General features: G+C 53.8%; 15 protein-coding genes and 1 tRNA gene. 7 read left to right on the forward strand and 9 right to left on the reverse strand.

What is annotated here, in order from left to right:
* Positions 1-41 precede the first annotated feature (41 nt).
* The 5 genes from Kalk_RS17045 to Kalk_RS17065 form a co-directional block, all read right to left on the reverse strand.
* Positions 42-995, reverse strand: coding sequence for a ribose-phosphate diphosphokinase (locus tag Kalk_RS17045; protein ID WP_101895398.1), 954 nt, complete (start codon positions 993-995; stop codon positions 42-44).
* Positions 996-1042: 47 nt separating this feature from the next.
* Positions 1043-1117: transfer RNA gene (locus Kalk_RS17050), tRNA-Gln, on the reverse strand.
* An 85-nt stretch (positions 1118-1202) separates the two neighbouring features.
* Positions 1203-2078 carry a 4-(cytidine 5'-diphospho)-2-C-methyl-D-erythritol kinase gene (gene ispE / locus Kalk_RS17055; RefSeq protein ID WP_101895399.1) on the reverse strand — a complete coding sequence of 292 codons (876 nt, stop codon included), beginning with the start codon at positions 2076-2078 and terminating at the stop codon, positions 1203-1205.
* The gene (lolB, locus tag Kalk_RS17060; protein WP_158643552.1) at positions 2075-2740 is read right to left on the reverse strand and encodes a lipoprotein insertase outer membrane protein LolB; all 666 of its coding nucleotides are present in this window, start codon (positions 2738-2740) and stop codon (positions 2075-2077) included. Before lolB ends, ispE begins: the two co-directional genes overlap by 4 nt.
* Positions 2741-2760: 20 nt before the next feature.
* Positions 2761-4494 (reverse strand): tetratricopeptide repeat protein, encoded by a 1734-nt coding sequence (locus tag Kalk_RS17065; RefSeq protein ID WP_101895401.1) that lies wholly within the window; start codon positions 4492-4494, stop codon positions 2761-2763.
* 248 nt (positions 4495-4742) lie between these two features.
* Here Kalk_RS17065 and hemA point away from each other — a divergent pair, with 248 nt between their 5' ends.
* The 4 genes from hemA to Kalk_RS17085 all read left to right on the forward strand — a co-directional run bounded on the left by hemA (position 4743) and on the right by Kalk_RS17085 (position 8806).
* Positions 4743-6011 carry a glutamyl-tRNA reductase gene (gene hemA, locus Kalk_RS17070; protein WP_101895402.1) on the forward strand — a complete coding sequence of 423 codons (1269 nt, stop codon included), beginning with the start codon at positions 4743-4745 and terminating at the stop codon, positions 6009-6011.
* A gap of 86 nt (positions 6012-6097) precedes the next feature.
* Positions 6098-7180, forward strand: a complete 1083-nt coding sequence (gene prfA, locus Kalk_RS17075; RefSeq protein ID WP_101895403.1) for a peptide chain release factor 1 — start codon at positions 6098-6100, stop codon at positions 7178-7180.
* The gene (gene prmC / locus Kalk_RS17080; protein ID WP_101895404.1) at positions 7180-8064 is read left to right on the forward strand and encodes a peptide chain release factor N(5)-glutamine methyltransferase; all 885 of its coding nucleotides are present in this window, start codon (positions 7180-7182) and stop codon (positions 8062-8064) included. Before prfA ends, prmC begins: the two co-directional genes overlap by 1 nt.
* Positions 8057-8806 carry a HesA/MoeB/ThiF family protein gene (locus Kalk_RS17085; protein WP_101895405.1) on the forward strand — a complete coding sequence of 250 codons (750 nt, stop codon included), beginning with the start codon at positions 8057-8059 and terminating at the stop codon, positions 8804-8806. The genes prmC and Kalk_RS17085 overlap by 8 nt, the downstream gene beginning before the upstream one ends.
* A gap of 17 nt (positions 8807-8823) precedes the next feature.
* Here the strand turns inward: Kalk_RS17085 and Kalk_RS17090 are convergent, their stop codons facing one another.
* On the reverse strand, positions 8824-9387 hold the full coding sequence (locus Kalk_RS17090) for a hypothetical protein (protein WP_101895406.1): 564 nt from the start codon (positions 9385-9387) through the stop codon (positions 8824-8826).
* Positions 9388-9584: 197 nt separating this feature from the next.
* Between Kalk_RS17090 and Kalk_RS17095 the strand changes: the two genes are divergently transcribed.
* The 3 genes from Kalk_RS17095 to Kalk_RS17105 are packed head-to-tail and all read left to right on the forward strand — an operon-like array spanning position 9585 to position 12857.
* Positions 9585-10694: an S-(hydroxymethyl)glutathione dehydrogenase/class III alcohol dehydrogenase gene (locus tag Kalk_RS17095; protein WP_101895407.1), complete on the forward strand. Its 1110-nt coding sequence runs from the start codon at positions 9585-9587 to the stop codon at positions 10692-10694.
* Between the two features lie 12 nt (positions 10695-10706).
* Positions 10707-11546 (forward strand): S-formylglutathione hydrolase, encoded by an 840-nt coding sequence (gene fghA, locus Kalk_RS17100; RefSeq protein ID WP_101895408.1) that lies wholly within the window; start codon positions 10707-10709, stop codon positions 11544-11546.
* A 48-nt stretch (positions 11547-11594) separates the two neighbouring features.
* On the forward strand, positions 11595-12857 hold the full coding sequence (locus Kalk_RS17105) for an NHL repeat-containing protein (RefSeq protein WP_101895409.1): 1263 nt from the start codon (positions 11595-11597) through the stop codon (positions 12855-12857).
* Between the two features lie 50 nt (positions 12858-12907).
* Here the strand turns inward: Kalk_RS17105 and gatB are convergent, their stop codons facing one another.
* The 3 genes from gatB to gatC are packed head-to-tail and all read right to left on the reverse strand — an operon-like array spanning position 12908 to position 16137.
* The gene (gene gatB, locus Kalk_RS17110; protein WP_101895410.1) at positions 12908-14353 is read right to left on the reverse strand and encodes an Asp-tRNA(Asn)/Glu-tRNA(Gln) amidotransferase subunit GatB; all 1446 of its coding nucleotides are present in this window, start codon (positions 14351-14353) and stop codon (positions 12908-12910) included.
* Positions 14354-14364: 11 nt separating this feature from the next.
* Entirely contained in the window at positions 14365-15819 is a 1455-nt protein-coding gene (gene gatA / locus Kalk_RS17115; protein WP_101895411.1) for an Asp-tRNA(Asn)/Glu-tRNA(Gln) amidotransferase subunit GatA, read from the reverse strand.
* Positions 15820-15849: 30 nt separating this feature from the next.
* Complete coding sequence (gene gatC / locus Kalk_RS17120; protein ID WP_101895412.1) at positions 15850-16137, reverse strand: Asp-tRNA(Asn)/Glu-tRNA(Gln) amidotransferase subunit GatC; 288 nt, start codon at positions 16135-16137, stop codon at positions 15850-15852.
* Positions 16138-16266 lie beyond the last annotated feature (129 nt).

The raw sequence follows: 16266 nt of genomic DNA on the forward strand, positions 1-16266 counted from the left end.
CCAAACTACCGAAAGGGTGGTTTATGCAATGTTGCCCAGGGTTAATCCTTGGGGGCGAACATTGCGCTTAGGGATTCTTCGTTGTTGATGCGGCGAATACACTCTGCCAGCATCGGTGCCAGACTCAGCTGGCGAATACGGTTGCAGGCGCGACCTGTCTGCGACAGAGGAATGGTGTCGGTGATCACCAGTTCATCCATCTTGGAATTGTTCAGGTTGTCGATTGCGGGGCCGGACAATACAGCGTGTGTGGCATAAGCTACAACCTTGCTGGCGCCGTGATCTTTCAAGGCCTCAGCCGCTTTGCACAAGGTGCCTGCGGTGTCCACCATGTCATCCACCAGAATGCAGGTGCGGCCTTCTACTTCGCCGATAATGTGCATGACCTGGGAGGTGTTGGCTTTGGGGCGGCGTTTGTCGATGATGGCCAGATCACAGTCATTAAGCTGTTTGGCGACGGCGCGGGCTCGAACAACGCCGCCAACGTCGGGGGACACTACCATCAGGTTGTCGTAGTTCTGTTTTTTGATGTCTTCCAGCAATACTGGCGAGCCGTAGACGTTGTCCACCGGGATGTCGAAAAAGCCCTGAATTTGGTCGGCATGCAGGTCAACGGTCAGCAGGCGATCAATGCCTACGGATGTGATCATGTCGGCAACCACTTTGGCTGTGATGGGTACCCTTGCAGAGCGGACTCGGCGATCCTGGCGGGCGTAGCCGAAGTATGGCACGACAGCGGTGATGCGGCCGGCGGAGGCGCGACGCAGTGCATCCGCCATAACCAGCAGTTCCATTACGCTGTCATTAGTCGGGGCGCAAGTAGACTGAATGATGAAGACGTCGCTGCCGCGGACGTTCTCGTTAATTTCAACAGAGATTTCGCCGTCGCTGAATTGGCTGACCTCGGCGTCACCAAGCGGGACGTGGAGGTGCTTCGCCATGTTTTTGGCAAGCTCTGGGGTTGCGTTTCCAGCAAATACGATGAGATTGGACACGCCAGTCACCTTATATATCAGTCTACTGAATTGAATCTTGGGAAATATGGCAGGGCCGCCAGGATTCGAACCTGGGGATGACGGGATCAAAACCCGTTGCCTTACCGCTTGGCGACGGCCCTACAACTTTTGACAGATCTGGTGATCAGTCTGGGCGGCGAATGTTACCAGAAAATCACCAAATGTTTTAGAAGTTTTTTTCCGAATTTAGCCCAGATTGGCTAAGGCTTCGGAATAAAGTGGGGAGTGGTTGCAGCCTTTTGCTATTCTCCAGCTAACATCCTGATTTTCAAGTTGAAATTCAGGCAGTCTGTAGGATAGCGCCAGCTTTCTTTGCTCTGCTTCTTGCTGATCCTTGCAGGATAAGAAAAGGCAGGCACCGCTTCCGGTCACTTTTGCTTCCCCTTCTGTATCCATCAATGACAGGCATCGATCGATGATTGGGAAGCGTTTTCTCAATACCGGTTCGAAGTCATTATGCCCACCCCCGGTCAGGAAGTCGCGTATTTTGATGAGCTTTGAATCCCTTGTCAATTGTTTTTCTTGGAAAAGTTCGGCCGTGCTGGCATGGCAATTTGGGACTGCAATCAGGTACCAGGGCTCGGGTATCGAGACGTCTTCAAATTGTTCGCCGATGCCTTGGGCGAGGGCTGCGCGGCCGTGTACGAAGATGGGGACGTCGGCACCTATGCGCAGACCCAGTTGCGCCAACTGGCTGCGATTGAGCCCGGTTCCCCAGAGATGATTGAGTGCTACGAGGGTGCTGGCAGCATTGGATGACCCGCCCCCCAGGCCTCCTCCCATCGGGAGTTGCTTGTCTACATGAATCACAGCGCCTTGGGGGTGTTTGCAATGTTGTTGCAGGAGCAAGGCTGCTTTGTAGATCAGGTTTTGTTCGGGCGGGATGTCGCTGATGGCCGGTTCTACGGCGATGCTGGGTGTGTCCGTTACCGTAAATGTCAGGGTGTCCCACAGTTCGATGAATTGGAACAGGGTCTGTAGATGGTGGTAGCCATCGGGTCTTCTTCCGGTGATGTGCAGGAACAGGTTCAGTTTGGCGGGTGACCGCACGGTTAGGCTCATATTGGGTCTGCAGGGTCTTCTGATGAATCTTCTGGGCTGGCCAGTGGCAGCCATTCTTTGATGATAAGGGTGACCTTGAGATCTTCTTTGTGGATTTTGATGCGTTGCGGCAGCAGGGTTCCCATGACGTTGGTGTAGCGATCAAACTCCAGCTTCCAGCCTTCCTGTTGCAAGCTTTCCAGTGTGCCCAGTGCGTTGTGTTGTAGGATGCTTTTGCCGTGGGGGGAGGGAATGCCCTTGATCCAGTACAGTAGCTGATGGATGGGGATGGCCCAGCCGGTGTGCTGCGCAATCAGGTGTTCTGGGGATTCCGACAGAAAGGTGCCTTCACTGTTCTCGAGGCGGGCACCGTAAGGGTTGCCGCTGACGATGGTGGAACCCTGACCCAATGGGCCGGACAGGAGTATATAGAAGCTATCGAACGACTGGCTCCAGTCGATGTATGCGCTGCCGCCGTCGTCGCTGGTGCGAACTCCAATTTTGCCTTTGATCTGCCATTCCTGCAGCAGTGTAAGCGCGCGAACATGTGCCACCCAGTTTAGTTTGGGCTGGCCGGGCTGAGGTGTCGCGAGTTCCTGGCTTGGTTGCCAGAGCTGGCAGCCGCCTAGGGTGAGGCTGAGGAGTAATAGGGTCAGCCTGAGCAATGGGTGTGTTACGGGCACGTTTATTCTTCAAATACTGATTAGGGGGTGCTGGGCAAAAAACGGCGCATGACGTCTTTTAGTACCTGGCTGTCCGGGGCTTTTTCCAGCGCATTGCGCCAGATGATAGCAGCTTCTTCCTGTTGACCGGTAACCCAAAGTACTTCCCCCAGATGGGCCGCGATCTCTTGGTCGTCGAAGGCGTCGTATGCTTTGCGCAGAAAGTCCAATGCTACCTGGGTTTCGCCCATGCGGTATTTGACCCAGCCCATGCTGTCGATAATGGCTGGATCTTTGGGGTTTAGGTTGTAGGCTCTTTCGATCAGGTCCCAGGCTTCGTTCAAGCGCTGGTTGCGATCGGCAAAGGTATAGCCGAGGGCGTTCAGTGCGGCGCTGTTGTTGGGTTGCAGTTCCAGCACTTTGCGCAGATCTGCTTCCATGCCGGCAAAGTCGTCTTCCTGTTCCCGCAACATGGCCCGGGTGTATAGCATGTTGGTGTCATCAGGCAGTTCCGCGAGGCCTTGATCCAGGGCGCTGATGGCGTCGACATTGCGCCCAGCCGAGGACAACACCTCGCTTTTCGCCATAATGAACTTTGCTTTTTCTTTGGGTAGGGCTGAGCCTGCTGCGTCCAGGGTGATCAATGCTTGCTCTGTTTTGCCCTGTTCCTGCAGCAGTAGAGCCTGTTGAATCTGGGCGAGGGCGTATTGAGGGCCTACGCTGACCTGTTGGAAATGCAGGCTGGCTTGCTCGTAGTTCTTCTCGCTGGCGGCGATGCGGGCCAGGTAGATGTTTGCTTCGTCGGCGCGATGTTTCATGTCCAGCAGTTGGTTGAAATACTGCTTGGCATCTTCGTGATGTTTGTTCTCCCAGCTGAGCAGGGCCAGTGACAGCACCAGATCGCCATCCAGCGGGAAGTTGCGGGATAGTCGGTAGAATTGCTGTTGCGCGGCTTCCAGTTGGCCTTGTTGCATCAGGTAGCGGGCGTAAGCCACGCCCAGTCGCTTGTCCTCGGGCCATAGGCTGGTTTGTTTGGCCAGGTAACTCATGGCGTCGTCCAATTGATTCAGGGCGATCAGCGATTGTGCCCGCGCCAGGATGGCATTGCCGTAACTGGGGGTGATCTTCAGCGCTCGGTCGTAATCCTTGATGGCTTGCTGATGATTGCCGTTCATGGCTTCCAGGGAGCCTTTGGCGTACCAGAGTTTGTCGTCATCGTAGGTGGCGGTGTATTCCTTCAGTTTGGCGAGTATCTGCTGGCGGGTTTCCTGGTTGGAGGTGCGGGAGGCCTGTAGCAGGTACTCAAAATTCATCTTGCCATTACTGGCCATAAGCAGGTCGATCTGCTGCATGGCTTCATCCAGCTTTCCGAAGCGAATCAGCTCAATGGCGGCAAGCTCTCTGGGTACTGGGTTGGCAGGCTCTATTTCGGTCCATAGTATGGAGGCATCCAGGGTAGCCTGGTGTGCGCCCAGATAGCGGGCAATGAAGGTGGCGCGCTCTATGACCTGAGGGTCTCTGGTTTCGTGGGCTTGTTTCAGATATTTGCCCAGTGCCACATCGGCGCGATTGCGCTTGCCAGCGAATTCAGCCAGCAGCAGCTCAAACAGGGTGTCTCCCTCGAACGAGCGGGTCGGTTGATCGGCCTCGACGCTGGCGGGTTGCGCTGATTGTTGCGGGGCGTGAGAACTCTTGCCAATGCCGACGCTGGCGCAGCCATTTAGAATAAGTACGGAAGCAGTGGAAATGAGTACTAAAAATCGTTTATAAATCATACGTCTGCAGGCAGGCCTGTCGCTTTGTTATCGTCAATAAAAGCAGGAATGCTGCGGCCATGCAAGGAAATTATCCACAGACTGCTCTTCCGTAGAGTATAGATTGCTGGAAGGGATATATGTTCCCTTGTTTGGAAATGATTGAGGTCAATGATCCATCGCAGCCGGATTCGATGCTTGTGTTATAATCCGGCCAGTTTTTGAAGAGGGTGGGGTTAGCGGCCCGGATTTGGGCCCATCCCAGGTATATGGCGTTACTCGCATACGGCATTAATCATCGCACCGCATCGGTAGATCTGCGGGAGAAACTGGCTTTTTCGCCAGACCGAGTTGTCAGCGCGCTGAATGAAGTGCGGGATCACGCACGTCTGCGAGAAGTCGCTATTCTGTCCACCTGTAACCGTACCGAACTGTATTGTTCTGCTGATGCTGAAAATTCCGAATTGTTGCTAAGTTGGTTAGGGCGCTACCACGCTCTGCCTGTTGAGAATATATCCCGTTGTGTCTATGAGTTCTGGAATGAGGCCGCCGTGCGCCACCTGATGCGGGTTGCCAGTGGGCTCGATTCCATGGTGTTGGGTGAGCCCCAGATCCTGGGTCAGCTTAAAACGGCCTATTCTGTGGCGCAGGAGGCGCATACCGTGGGCCCGGAGCTGGGCCGTTTGTTCCAGCATTCCTTTTCTGCTGCCAAGCAGATTCGAACCGAGACCGGTATTGGAACCAACCCCGTTTCGGTGGCGTTTGCGTCGGTTAAGTTGGCCAAGCGGATTTTCTCCGATTTGGGCAAGACCTCGGTTCTATTGATCGGTGCCGGTGAGACGGTGGAGTTGGTGGCCCGTCATCTGGTGGAGCAGGGGGTGAAGAGCATCACCGTGGCCAATCGAACCCTGTCCCGTGCCAATGCCATTGCCGAGGAGTTCAAGGCCCGCGCAATCACACTCAGTGACATCCCCTTGGCACTGCCCCATGCGGACATTGTGATTTCTTCCACCGCCAGCCCTCTGCCCATATTGGGTAAGGGGGCCGTTGAGCACGCACTTAAGATACGTAAGCATAAGCCTATGTTTATGATGGACATTGCCGTGCCCAGGGATATTGAAGAAGAAGTGTCGGAGCTGGCCGATGTTTACCTGTATACGGTGGACGACCTGCAGCAAGTGGTGGAAGAGAACCGCCGACAACGTAAGGATGCTGCCTCCAAGGCGGAGACGTTGGTAGACAGCTGCATGGCGCAATTCATGGATTCCCTGAAAAGCCTGGATGCGGTTGATGCAATTCGAAATTACCGTGACAAGCTGGAAACGTTGCGACAGCTGGAAATGGAAAAAGCCTTGCAGCAGATTCGCAGTGGTACCGATGCGGAAGTGGTCATGCAGCGAATGAGTCGGTCGCTGATCAATAAAGTGATGCATGCCCCCACCACCCAGCTGAAGCAGGCAGCAGAAACCGGCCGTAACGATCAGATTGAATGGGCCCAGCAGCTATTGGGCATCATCGAACCCAACAAGCCGGATTAGCTAGGCTCATCTCACATATTACCTTTTCCTATTGGTTTCTCGGTTTTTAACATGGACGAGCCCTCGTCCGAACAGGATGCTGTTACATGAAAGATTCTTTGCGAATGAAATTGGCCGGCCGCAGTGAGCGCTACGAAGAAGTAGGCATGCTGCTGGGACAGCCAGAGATAATTTCCGATCAAAACAAGTTTCGTAAGCTGTCCCAGGAATACGCCGAACTTGAACCGGTGGTGCAGTGCTATCGTGAATACGATCAGGTGTTGAAAAATATTGATGAGGCGAAGAGCTGGCTTAGTGATCCTGATCTGAAAGAAATGGGTGAAGAAGAGCTTGGCGTAAATGAAGAGAAACGTGATCAATTGGAGTTGGATCTGCAGAAGCTGATGCTGCCCAAAGACCCCTTCGATGGCAGTAACGTGTTTCTGGAGGTGCGTGCCGGTACCGGCGGCGATGAGGCCGCCATTTTTGCCGGTGACTTGTATCGGATGTATTCCCGCTACGCTGAAAATGTCGGTTGGCGGACGGAGGTGGTGAGCCAGAATGAGGGCGAGCATGGTGGTTATAAGGAAATTATCTGTCGTGTGATTGGCGACAATGTTTACTCACGGCTTAAGTTTGAGTCTGGCGCACATCGGGTGCAGCGGGTGCCTGCTACGGAATCCCAGGGTCGTATTCATACATCGGCCTGCACCGTCGCCATTTTGCCAGAGGCGGATGAGGTGACAGACATTGATGTTCGCAGTGAAGATCTGCGGATCGATACCTATCGCTCATCCGGTGCTGGTGGTCAGCACGTTAACACCACAGATTCGGCGGTGCGCATTACGCATTTGCCTTCTGGCGTGGTGGTGGAGTGTCAGGATGAACGCTCCCAGCATAAGAATAAAGCCAAGGCTATGTCGCTGTTGAAGTCTCGTTTGTTGCAGCACGCCCAGGATAAGCAGCATAAGGAAACCAGTGATGCCCGGCGTAATTTGGTAGGCAGTGGTGATCGCTCGGAGCGGATTCGAACTTACAACTATCCACAGGGCAGGGTAACGGATCATCGTATTAACCTGACGCTGTATCGTTTGCCCGAAATTATGCAAGGTGAGCTGGATGATGTGATTCAGCCGCTGGTTAATGAGTATCAGGCGGATCAGCTGGCTGCATTGTCTGAAGAGGCCTGATGGAAACCGTTGCCAGTAGTTTGAAATGGGCCGAATTGGCGCTGGTGCAGGCTTCAGCTGAGCTGCTGGAAAGCTGCAAGGTGGACAGTCAGTGGTTGTTGGCGCACGTGCTGCAGCGTAATGGTGCCTGGTTGCGAGCGTGGCCGGATCACGAGCTGACGGCAGAGCAGTGGCAGCAGTATCAGTTATTGGTTGAGCGGCGTAGCGCGGGTGAGCCGGTGGCCTACCTGACCGGTAGCCAGGGGTTCTGGACGCTTGAGTTGGCGGTTACAGAGGATACCCTGGTGCCACGGCCGGATACCGAGTTGTTGGTAGAGCAGGTGTTGGCGCAGGCAGATGCCGAACTTGCGAGTGTCGAACGTCTTAATATGTTGGATCTTGGTACCGGTAGCGGTGCAATTGCATTGGCGCTTGCCAGCGAGCGCCCCCACTGGAATATCACCGCTACCGATATTCATGGCCCGACCTTGGCGGTGGCCGCACGTAATAGTGAAGCGCTGAATCTACCGATTCAGTTGATCCAAAGTGCCTGGTTCGAGCAGCTGGGGGGTCAGCAATTTCACATCATCGCCTCTAATCCTCCCTATATTGAAGATCAGGATGCCCACCTGCAAGGTGTTGGTGTGCGCTATGAGCCGATTCGTGCTCTTGCCTCTGGGGCTGATGGTTTGGATGATATTCGAATCATCGTGGCGCAGTCGTCAGCTCATCTACATGCTGGTGGCTGGTTATTGTTGGAGCACGGATGTGATCAGGGTGGTGCTGTGCGGGCGCTGATGACTGCCAGCGGCTTTGCGCAAGTTGTCACGGTACAGGATTTGGCTGATCGTGATCGTGTTACCCTCGGACAATGGCCAAGCAATCAGGGAGCCTGTCATGCTTAAGGATGAAGAACTGCTGCGTTACAGCCGTCAGATCATGCTGCCGGAGCTGGATATCGCCGGGCAGGAAAAGCTGCGCTCTGCCACCGTGCTGGTGGTGGGTGTAGGAGGGCTGGGATCCCCTGTTGCAATGTATCTGGCCGCCGCAGGGGTCGGTAAGTTGATCTTGGTGGATCACGATCAGGTGGATCTTAGTAATCTGCAAAGGCAAATCGCACACACCACCGATCGTATCGGTGAGAGCAAGGTAGCATCGGCCCAGCGCACATTGCAGAGCCTGAATCCTCATTGTGACGTGGTGGCGTTGCCCGTCAAACTGGATGAGCAAAATGCTGCCGAGTGGGTGAGTGGGTGCCAGGTTGTGGTTGATTGCAGTGATAACTTTGCAGTGCGTTTTCTGCTGAATCGTCTCAGCGTGAAGTACCGTGTACCCTTGGTGTCAGGGGCTGCAATTCGCCTGGATGGGCAGGTCAGTGTGTATGATCCCCGCAACGCGGCTAGCCCCTGTTATCGTTGTTTGTTTGATGAAACCGGAGAAGAAGATCTGCGCTGTACAACCAATGGTGTATTGGCACCGCTGGTTGGATTGGTGGGCAGCATTCAAGCCACCGAGACCATCAAGGTGCTGTGTGGGTTAGGCCAGCCTTTGACGGGTAAGTTGCTGATCGTGGATGCTCTCACCATGCAGTTTCGTTCCGTTAAACTGAAAAAGAACCCGGCATGCGAAGTGTGTGGAGCCCCGTAGACTGGTGCATCTTGATATCAGGCCACGCCCTGATGGCACTGAAATTCTTGTTTGTCCAAAAGCGATCTAATGTTGTCGCAGCGACCGCTGATCTGTAAATCAAAGCGCTCTTCTGATGCGGGAAAATAAACGCGCCAGGTGCCACTGCTTTGTGGCGTCAGCGTCACCTTTTCGCCTGCTCTTGATATTTTTATTGGGGTGCTGGATGCGACGGTGGGGATGCCCAGCTTGTCGGCTATTTTAATGTAGAGTCCATCTGCTTTACTGGCGGCACCGCTGCAGCCGGCTATCAGGCAGAACGGAAAAGTCTTGGCATCCAAGCCTTTGGCTAAAAGTTGATCGGCTACGGTTTCGCCGTCTACCCGGTCCCCCAGGCCAATGCCAATTTTCATACTCACGCCGTTTGCATGCCCCACCAATGTCAGTGGGTATTTGTCGCCGCCGCTGTAGTCGCTGAGGTCTGGCAGGTTGGAGTATTTCTTGAACGTAACATCCAGCCCACCTTGCAGGGCGGGTGCCACAATGGTTTTGATGTCGTCGTCGTATTCAGAAACGGATATGGTCAGCTTTCGTACGGGCATTGTGGCATCTTCCTTGTTGTCGTTTAGCTAACGTAGCACGGCCCAGCTCTGTGTAATATGCAATATTAACGAGGGTAGGGCGGCAAAGTCGCATTGCGCCGATAATCGGAGTGCTCTCACCCGTGACTTGGCATCAATCTGCTTGCAGGTTAACCTGTCCTCCATCTTATTGAAACCACTACAAGGAATGCTCTTATATGAAAACTCGCGCCGCCGTTGCCTGGGAAGCAGGTAAGCCTCTTACGATTGAAGAAGTTGAACTGCAAGGCCCTAAAGCCGGTGAGGTCATGGTCAAACTTGCTGCTACGGGTGTCTGTCATACCGACGCGTTTACCTTGAGTGGTGCTGACCCGGAAGGCATCTTTCCCTCAATACTGGGTCACGAAGGTGCCGGTGAGGTGGTGGAAGTCGGGCCTGGTGTGACCAGTGTTGCGGTGGGTGATCATGTTATTCCGCTGTATACCCCTGAGTGTGGTAAGTGCAAATTCTGTTTGTCAGGTAAAACCAATCTGTGTCAGGCCATTCGCTCCACTCAAGGGCAGGGCTTGATGCCGGATGGCACCTCGCGTTTCAGTCAGAATGGCAAAACCATTTTCCACTATATGGGAACCTCCACCTTTTCTGAATACACAGTTTTGCCGGAAATTGCTGTTGCCAAAATCAACAAAGCAGCACCGTTGGATAAAGTGTGTCTGTTGGGCTGTGGCATTACCACCGGCATTGGGGCGGTGTTGAATACGGCTAAGGTAGAGCCGGGCTCCACCGTGGCGGTGTTTGGCTTGGGCGGTATTGGCCTGTCGGTGATTCAAGGGGCTGTGATGGCCAAGGCTGAGCGCATTATTGCCATAGATCTTAATGAAGATAAGTTTGAGATGGCCAAGATGTTGGGTGCCACTGACTGTGTGAATCCGAAAAACTACGATCAGCCGATTCAGGATGTGATTGTGGATCTTACCGACGGTGGTGTGGATTATTCATTCGAGTGCATCGGTAACGTGAATGTGATGCGTTCGGCATTGGAATGTTGCCATAAAGGTTGGGGCGAATCGGTCATTATTGGCGTAGCTGGTGCGGGTCAGGAAATTGCCACCCGGCCTTTTCAGCTGGTAACTGGCCGTGTGTGGCGCGGCAGTGCATTCGGCGGTGTGAAAGGGCGTTCGCAGTTGCCTGATTATGTCGATCGTTACATGAAAGGTGAAATCAAAATTGATGAGATGGTGACCTTTACCATGCCGTTGGATGACATTAATCGAGCCTTCGATTTGATGCATGACGGTGAAGCCATTCGGTCGGTAGTGATCTACTGAGGAAGCATCATCATGGACATTATTGAAGACGTTCTCTGCTTTGGCGGGCGTCAATTGCGCGTCAAGCATACCTCCGAGAGTTGCCATTGCGATATGGTGTTCTCTGTGTTTCTTCCGCCTCAGGCTGAGCAGGGCAAGGTACCCGTGGTGTGGTGGCTGTCGGGATTGACCTGTAACGATCAGAACTTTGTTACCAAAGCCGGTGCGCAGCGAGTTGCGGCGGAACTTGGCGTGGCCATCGTAGCGCCTGATACCAGCCCCCGAGGGGATGGCGTTGCCGACGACCCGGATGGGGCCTGGGACTTTGGGTTAGGTGCAGGGTTCTATGTGAATGCAACGCAGGCACCTTATGATCGCCATTACCGGATGTACGATTATGTGCAGGCGGAGCTGCCTGCTTTGCTGGCGAAGCGGTTCCCTTTGGATATCGAGCGGCAAAGTATCATGGGGCATTCCATGGGCGGGCATGGCGCGTTGACGCTGGCATTGCGGCACCCTGATCAGTACCGTTCGGTGTCTGCTTTTGCGCCTATATGTGTGCCCAGTCAGGTGTCTTGGGGGCAGAAGGCTTTTGGCGGATATTTTGGCGGTGATGAGTCTCTATGGTTGGAGCATGACGCTGTGGCTTTGATAGAGAAATCAGGCTTTGATAAGCCAATTCTAGTGGATCAGGGTGCGGCGGACAGTTTTCTGCAAAATCAATTGAAGCCTGAGCTGCTGGAGCAAGCCTGCGAAAGGGCGGGTGTGGCCTTAACCCTGAATCAGCGGGAAGGTTATGACCACAGTTACTTTTTTATTGCGAGTTTTATAGAAGAACATTTTAGGTATCACGGTCGATTTTTAAGTAGATAAATTTTAATCAATTTCAATAATAAAAATAGAGATCAAAGGAGTGAGTATATGAAGAAGCATGGCATGGCTGTCATTTTGGCAGTTGGGGCTTTAGCGGTAACTGCCTGTGTAAAGCAGGTATGGACGACGACGTACGCCAGTTTTGATAACGATTACAGCAGTTCTGGTACGTTGTTGCTCACAGCTGACAGTGTTCTCACTGTTGGTTTCACCGAGATGAGTAGCAATGTTGGCGAACACGATGGTGTGTTTGTGGCCAATTTTGATCGCGATGGGCAATTGCAATGGGAGACCTTAATTCCTGGTTTACAGGGGCATATGTCGCGACTTGCAGGTGGCAGAGTGTTAGCTGTGGATCAGAATGGCAATAGCTTCCTGGCTTGGTCTAATGTTGGGGAGAGTCGTTTCCAGTTGTTTAAAGTCAGCGCTCAAGGCCAGTTGGTTGCCAGTACAGAGGTGCCGACAGTTAACCTGGGGTATGTTGATGATGTCAAGGTAGGGCCTGACGGAGTTGTGTATGTGTCCTCTCGCGAAGGTTCGCGATTGCATGCTTTCGATAATGATGGCGAGCTTCTGTGGGATATTGCCTACGATCTGCCCCCAGCTGAACTTCCATTTTACCTTCACCAGTTTCAGGTGGCTACCTTGCATGTATTGTCGGATGGGAATCTTTTACTCGCTAGTGGGCGATACCTGAAAGTTATTTCGCCGGAGGGTTCGGAGTTAGTCAGTCTTACTCCAGAGGCTCTTGGATTGCAGCGGTTTACTAAGGCGTCGGTGCAGGGAGGCACCGTCTGGACTGTCGGTGTAGATGATGTGAATGAAGGTAGCGAAGGTACGTTATATGGCTTGTCCGCAAATTTGGATAGTTTTTCGAGCACCCCGATTGGATTCGTGAATGGACGGGTTTTCTTGAGTGCGGGGGAGCAAAGGGTTTGTATGGTTCTCGGCCCGGACTACCTCCAGGGGCGGTCGGAAAATTATGAAGTGGAGCAGTATGATCTTTTGGGTGAATGGTTGGTTAGTACTTCTGTCCCGGTGAGCAATTCGGGATATTGGGCGATGCAGGGAGTGAGGGCTGCGACGTCCGGGTGTTATGTGGCTGAATCCTTTTCAGTATCAGGTATTTCGTCCTCAGGGCGTGTTAGCTTCGTGAGTCAGAGCGGAAAAGTGGCTGATGTGGTGAAAGTTGCCGACGCAACTGTGGATGATTTCGCTGTGGATGGAAATTATGTCTATCAGGTGGGAATAACCGGTGAATATGATGGCAGTTTTACCGCAGTTTCGTTAGCAAAGCATCAGCGGTATTAGGCCATTTTATCAAAGCAGGGCCACTAAGCTTGTGGCCCTGCTTCGTAATGTTAAACCAGCTTCTGCGCCAGAATCTGATTCAGCATCTGGGGATTGGCTTTGCCCTTGGAAAGCTTCATGGATTGCCCCACAAAGTAGCCGATCAGCTTTTTGCGTTTGTTATCATCTGCAGCCAGGAACTGTGCCACTTGATCCGGGCTATCGGCAATGACCTGATCCACAATGGCTTCGATCGCGCCGGTGTCGGTTTCCTGTTTCAAGCCTTTTGCTTCGATGATCTGGTCTGCGCTGCCGCCATTGTTCCACAGTTCTTCGAAAATCTGCTTAGCGATTTTGCCACTGATGGTGTTGTCGGCGATGCGTTTCAGCAATCCACCCAGTTGCTCTGCGCTTACGGGGCTGGCGTCAATATCCAGATCGTTTTTGTTCAGTGCGCCCAGTAATTCAACGCTCACCCAATTGGCTGCGAGTTTGGCTTTGGCACCGGATACATCAACAACGGTTTCAAAATAATTGGCCAGTACCCGGTCTGACGCCAGCACGCGGGCATCATAGTCGGACAGTTCAAGTTCGGAAACAAAACGCTCGATTTTTTGCGCGGGCAGCTCCGGTAATTCGGCTCGCACTCGGTCGATTAGCTGCTCGGTGACTTCCAGCGGTAGCAGGTCAGGGTCGGGGAAGTAGCGGTAGTCGTTGGCTTCCTCTTTGCTGCGCATGGCGAAGGTTTTATCTTTCACCGGATCATACAGCACGGTGGCTTGTTGGATCGCCCGGCCTGATTCCAGCTCGTCCATCTGCCATTCGATTTCGGCGTTGATGGCTTTTTCCACAAAGCGGAAGGAGTTTACGTTCTTGATTTCGCGGCGGGTGCCGAATTTTTCTTCCCCTTTCTGGCGCAGAGATACGTTGCAGTCGCAGCGCATGGAGCCTTGGGACATGTTGCCGTCGGAGATGTCAAGGTAGCGGATCAGGGAGTGAATGGCTTTGGCATACGCCACCGCTTCTTTGGCGGATCGCATATCAGGCTCGGAGACGATTTCCAGCAGCGGGGTGCCTGCCCGATTCAGGTCGATGCCGGTCATGCCGTGAAAGTCTTCGTGCAGAGATTTGCCTGCGTCTTCTTCCAGGTGGGCGCGGGTAACGCCAATGCGTTTGGTGGTGCCGTCTTCAAGGGTGATGTCCAAGTGCCCCATGCCAACAATAGGCAGTTCGAACTGGGATATCTGATACCCTTTGGGCAGATCCGGGTAGAAATAGTTTTTACGGGCGAATACGGATTTGGGTGTGATTTCTGCGTCTACACCCAGGCCGAACTTAATCGCCTTCTGCACTACATCACCGTTTAATACTGGTAAAACTCCGGGCATGCCCAGATCAATCAAGGCAGCCTGTGTGTTGGGTTCGGCACCGAACTCGGTGGAGGACCCGGAGAAAATTTTTGACTGGGTGGCAAGTTGCACGTGCACTTCCAACCCGATGACTACTTCCCAGGACATGGCGTGCCTCCTTATGCAAAGGCCGCTGGCATTTGCAGGTGCCAGGCGGTTTCTTGTTGGTAACGGTGAGCCACATTCAGCAAGCGGGCTTCGTCGAAGTAGTTGCCGATGATCTGTAAACCAACCGGCAGGCCGTTGCTGTTGCCAGCCGGAATGGATATGCCCGGTAGCCCTGCCATGTTGACCGAGATGGTGTAGATGTCGGAAAGGTACATGGATACCGGGTCGGCGGCTTTTTCGCCCAGTTTGAAACCGGCGTGAGGCGCTGTGGGCCCCATGATGACATCGACGTTTTTGAAGGCCTCGTCAAAATCGTTTTTGATCAAGCGGCGAACTTTCTGCGCCTTTAGGTAATAGGCATCGTAATAACCCGCAGAAAGTGCATAGGTGCCGATCATGATGCGGCGTTTTACCTCTTCGCCAAAGCCTTCGCCGCGGCTGCGTTTGTAGAGATCTTCCAGGTCCGCTGGGTCGTTGCAGCGATAGCCGAAGCGAACGCCGTCGAAGCGGGACAGGTTGGACGAGGCTTCCGCTGGTGCCACCACGTAGTAAGCGGGGATCGATAAGTGGGTGTTGGGTAGCTCGATATCCACCAGTGTGGCCCCCAGCTTTTCGTATTGAGAGATGGCCTCCTGTACCAGTTTTCCCACTGCGGCATCCAGGCCGTTTTCAAAGAACTGTTTTGGCAGGCCGATGCGCAGGCCGTTCAGGGGTTTGTTCAGGTCGGCGGTATAGTCCGGCACCTCGATGTTGGTGCTGGTGGAATCCTTGGGGTCGAAGCCCGCCATGGCGTTCATCAGCAGGGCAGCGTCTTCGGCGGTTTGCGTCATGGGGCCGCCCTGATCCAGAGAGGAGGCAAAGGCGATCATGCCCCAGCGGGATACCCGGCCATAGGTGGGTTTCAAGCCGGTAATGCCGCACAGGCTGGCCGGTTGTCGAATGGAGCCGCCGGTGTCGGTGCCGGTGGCAGCGGGTGCCAATCGAGCAGCAACGGCAGCGGCGGAGCCGCCGGATGATCCGCCGGGCACGTAATCAGTGTGCCAGGGGTTTTTTACCGCCCCGTAGAAGCTGGTTTCGTTGGAGGAGCCCATGGCGAACTCGTCCATATTGGTTTTGCCCAAGGTCACTACGCCCGCTGTGTTCATTTTTTCAACGACTGTGGCGTTGTAGGGGGCGATAAAGTTATCCAGCATCTTGGAGGCGCAGCTGGTTTTTACCCCTTGAGTGCAAAAGATGTCTTTGTGAGCGATGGGCACGCCGGTCAATGGCGTAGCGTTACCGGCGGCGCGCTGGTCATCCGCCGCTTTCGCCTGGGCCAGAGCCTGCTCTTCGGTGATGCTGATAAAACTGTTCAGTTGCGGATCGTGCCGTTTGATACGATCCAGAAAATGTTGTGTCAGCTCCTGGCTGGACACTTCGCCCGCCGCCAGTGCATCGGACAGGGCTTTCAGGGTTTTGGTATGCATTAATAGGTTACCTGATCAATCAATTGGCTTTTATTCGATCACTTTGGGCACAAGGTACAGGCCCTCTTCGGTGGCCGGGGCGATTTTCTGATATTCGTCACGATGATTGGTCTCGGTCACCACGTCTTCCCGCAGGCGTTGTACCGCGTCGGTGGGGTGTGCCATCGGCTCGATTCCATCGGTGGGAGCGGCCTGAAGTTGCTCGATCAGGCCCAGAATGGAGGAAAGTCGCACCGTGGTGGCTTCGATCTCATTATCGGCCACCTGCAAACGGGCCAGATGGGCAATTTTAATTAGGTCTTCTTTGTCCAATGCCATGGGGGTCTCCGGCAGTGAATTCGGCAAAGGGCGTATGGTACCAGAATTTGGCGGTGGGTCGATCCCGGCGCGGGCTGGAGCGGAATATGAGAGGGATTTGCTAAGTCCATAAAAGATGTGGCAAAAGTG

Origin of the sequence: Ketobacter alkanivorans, assembly GCF_002863865.1 — a bacterium.
Classification (GTDB): Bacteria; Pseudomonadota; Gammaproteobacteria; order Pseudomonadales; family Ketobacteraceae; genus Ketobacter; species Ketobacter alkanivorans.

Bases quoted from the DNA above. Each gene is read 5' to 3' on its own strand.
- Kalk_RS17090 (WP_101895406.1), bottom strand. From the start codon at position 9,387: ATGCCCGTACGAAAGCTGACCATATCCGTTTCTGAATACGACGACGAC.
- ispE (WP_101895399.1), bottom strand. From the start codon at position 2,078: ATGAGCCTAACCGTGCGGTCACCCGCCAAACTGAACCTGTTCCTGCAC.
- Kalk_RS17065 (WP_101895401.1), bottom strand. From the start codon at position 4,494: ATGATTTATAAACGATTTTTAGTACTCATTTCCACTGCTTCCGTACTT.
- gatC (WP_101895412.1), bottom strand. From the start codon at position 16,137: ATGGCATTGGACAAAGAAGACCTAATTAAAATTGCCCATCTGGCCCGT.
- gatB (WP_101895410.1), bottom strand. From the start codon at position 14,353: ATGTCCTGGGAAGTAGTCATCGGGTTGGAAGTGCACGTGCAACTTGCC.
- fghA (WP_101895408.1), top strand. From the start codon at position 10,707: ATGGACATTATTGAAGACGTTCTCTGCTTTGGCGGGCGTCAATTGCGC.
- hemA (WP_101895402.1), top strand. From the start codon at position 4,743: ATGGCGTTACTCGCATACGGCATTAATCATCGCACCGCATCGGTAGAT.
- Kalk_RS17095 (WP_101895407.1), top strand. From the start codon at position 9,585: ATGAAAACTCGCGCCGCCGTTGCCTGGGAAGCAGGTAAGCCTCTTACG.
- gatA (WP_101895411.1), bottom strand. From the start codon at position 15,819: ATGCATACCAAAACCCTGAAAGCCCTGTCCGATGCACTGGCGGCGGGC.
- Kalk_RS17085 (WP_101895405.1), top strand. From the start codon at position 8,057: ATGCTTAAGGATGAAGAACTGCTGCGTTACAGCCGTCAGATCATGCTG.
- prmC (WP_101895404.1), top strand. From the start codon at position 7,180: ATGGAAACCGTTGCCAGTAGTTTGAAATGGGCCGAATTGGCGCTGGTG.
- Kalk_RS17105 (WP_101895409.1), top strand. From the start codon at position 11,595: ATGAAGAAGCATGGCATGGCTGTCATTTTGGCAGTTGGGGCTTTAGCG.
- prfA (WP_101895403.1), top strand. From the start codon at position 6,098: ATGAAAGATTCTTTGCGAATGAAATTGGCCGGCCGCAGTGAGCGCTAC.